Annotated in this window: 1 protein-coding gene; it reads right to left on the bottom strand. The window is 58.8% G+C overall.

Annotation, left to right across the window (positions count from 1 at the left end; all coding sequences use genetic code 11):
* Nucleotides 1-129: 129 nt before the first annotated feature.
* On the bottom strand, nucleotides 130-2,133 hold a 2,004-nt coding region (locus QRN46_RS28580), incomplete at its 5' end, for a beta strand repeat-containing protein (protein ID WP_285358782.1).

The following is a 2,133-nucleotide window of genomic DNA, read 5'->3' as shown; positions in this document are numbered from 1 at the left end:
ATTACTCCCTCCTGAGAATGGGTCAGAAGGTGTAAACCTTATTCAGGACGAGACATGCCCTTAAAAAAAGGGATGAGACCGTTGCCGGCCTCACCCCTTTGATTGAACGATCTCAGCGAATCAGGCGGATCAGCCAAACATGGCGAACCCGTCATTGCCGGTTGGCAGGTTGATGTACTTGCCGTCAGACGTCTGGATATATTCAATATTGTTGAAACCGGCGAACCAGTCCTTCAGTCGCACGCCGTCTTCCGGAGTCTGACCTTCGAAGACGCTGTACTGATGCAGGAACAGATCATTGCCGACCCGATCAAGCAGCAGTTGCTGAGCGCTGATGTTCGTCAGGATCAACTTGTCGCCGGAACTGGTGCCATTGTCCTGAATGGTGACCAGTCTCGAGGTATTGACGGTGTAGGTGTCATTATCCTCGCCGCCGAACGCCGAGCCGGGCCCCTGCAGAAGCAATTTGTCAGCACCCGCTCCACCGAACAGCGAGAAGCCGGCGCCAGTGCCGGTCAGCAGATCGTCGCCTTCACCACCGTCAGCCATGCCATACACCACGGTAATGGTGTCATTGCCGGCTTCACCAAAGGCCTGGGTGCCACGGTCATCGGGCGCTGCAACGATGGTGTCGTTGCCATTGCCGCCATACAGAAGGTCGGCCTGCGGCCCACCCGCTGCAACATTCACAGCGAACGGTCCGAGCGGGGTGTACAGGCTGCCATAGATGACATCGTTGCCGTCTCCGCCATAAATGACGTCGTTACCCAGACCGCCCTCCAGACCATTGGCGGCAGCATTGCCGGTCAGCGTGTCATTGAAGCTTGTCCCGATCAGACTCTCGACATTGATGAATACATCGCCTTCGGCATCGCCACCCTGACTGACGCCGGTCTGCAGGTTGATATTCACGGCGGTGGTGTTGTTGGCGTACCACACCGTGTCGATGCCTTCACGACCGTCGAACACGTCGGCACCTGCTCCGCCAACGAAGTTGTCGTTGGCGGTCGAACCGAGGAACGTGTCAGCGAAACGACTGCCCTGGAAAATCTCGATCCCGGCGAACGTATCGCCCGCTGCATCGCCGGCGTTGGCGTTGGTTTTCAGGTCGATGGTGACCGCGCTGTCCGAGGACTCATAGCTGACCATATCCAGGCCGAGTCCCCCGTTGATTGCGAGCGCCACAGAGCTGCCAACGAAGACATCGTTGAATTTCGAGCCCGTCATTGCCTCGACGCTGTTGTAAGTATCGCCCATCGCAATCCCGGTACTGACACCGGTTTTCAGGTTGATGCTGACGCCTGCGGTACTGTCGTCATAGGACACCGTGTCCATGCCCGCACCGCCGATGAACTGGTCGGCACCGCCACCGCCATACAGCACATCGTTGCCGATACCACCGGTCATGATGTTGTCGCCGGCATTCCCGTAACCGGTAAACGCAACGGTCCCGGTGTAGGTCATGCGCTCGACATTGGCTGCCATCGTGTGGGTATTCCAGCTGACGCGAATTTCGTCGTTACCACCACCCGCCTGTTCGATGATCGTTACGCCACCGCCGTTGACGTAGTAGATGTCATCACCGGCACCGCCCTCGAAAGTCGCGTAGCTGATAGCCGCGGCGGTGAAGGTGTCGTTGAAGGCCGAGCCGACGACTTTTTCGATGTTGGTCAGGGTATCGCCCTGCGCATCGCCACCGGTTCCCGCCAAGCTGGTGCCCGGACGAATCTCGACATTGACGGCCTCGGCTGAGGTTGAATAGTCGACCGTATCGAAGCCAGTGCCACCGTCGAAAGCAAACACTCGGCTGTCAGCAAAGAACGTGTCGTTGTACTTCGAGCCGGCAATCGCTTCGATGCTGTTATAGACATCGCCCGCAGCGATTCCGCTGTTGATTCCGGTCTTCAGATCAAGCGTGACGCCGACGGTGCTGTCGTCGTAGGACGCGGTGTCCATGCCTGCCCCACCGAAGAACTGGTCGGCACCGCCGCCGCCCTTGAGGATGTCGTTGCTCGCGCCGCCGGTGATGATGTTGTCGCTGTCGTTGCCCGCGCCGGTAAACGAGCCGGTGCCGGTGAAGGTCAGACGCTCGACGTTGGCCGCCAGCGTGTGCTCTTTGTAGGTGACGCGTAC

It is taken from the genome of Pseudomonas sp. lyk4-R2A-10 (assembly GCF_030209075.1).
GTDB classification, from domain to species: Bacteria; Pseudomonadota; Gammaproteobacteria; order Pseudomonadales; family Pseudomonadaceae; genus Aquipseudomonas; species Aquipseudomonas glycinae.
The sequence above is the reverse complement of the archived record's forward strand: the minus strand, read 5'-3'. Positions and strand labels throughout refer to the sequence as shown.